Origin of the sequence: Vogesella mureinivorans (assembly GCF_007644035.1) — a bacterium.
Taxonomy (GTDB): domain Bacteria; phylum Pseudomonadota; class Gammaproteobacteria; order Burkholderiales; family Chromobacteriaceae; genus Vogesella; species Vogesella mureinivorans.
This window is the reverse complement of record NZ_VMTV02000450.1, coordinates 1-275: the sequence shown is the minus strand read 5'-3', so window position 1 is coordinate 275 and position 275 is coordinate 1. Positions and strand designations below refer to the sequence as shown.

Annotated in this window: 1 protein-coding gene; it reads left to right on the top strand. The window is 42.5% G+C overall.

The window, feature by feature from the left end; genetic code table 11:
- Window positions 1–60 precede the first annotated feature (60 nt).
- A partial coding sequence (rpsI, locus tag FLQ44_RS11480) for a 30S ribosomal protein S9 (protein WP_439144927.1) occupies window positions 61–275 on the top strand: 215 nt, incomplete at its 3' end.

Below are 275 nucleotides of genomic sequence, written 5' to 3'. Positions count from 1 at the left end.
ACAGCAGCAAATCAAAACTACGGCACAGGTCGCCGCAAAAGCTCTTCAGCTCGTGTATTTATCAAACCGGGCAATGGTAACATTACCATTAACCAACGTTCTTTAGACGTTTACTTCGGTCGTGAAACTTCACGCATGGTAGTTCGTCAGCCGTTAGAATTAGTTGAGTTATTAGATAAATTAGATTTATACATCACTGTTAAAGGTGGTGGTATTTCTGGTCAAGCAGGTGCGATCCGTCACGGTATCACACGTGCATTAATGGAATACGACGA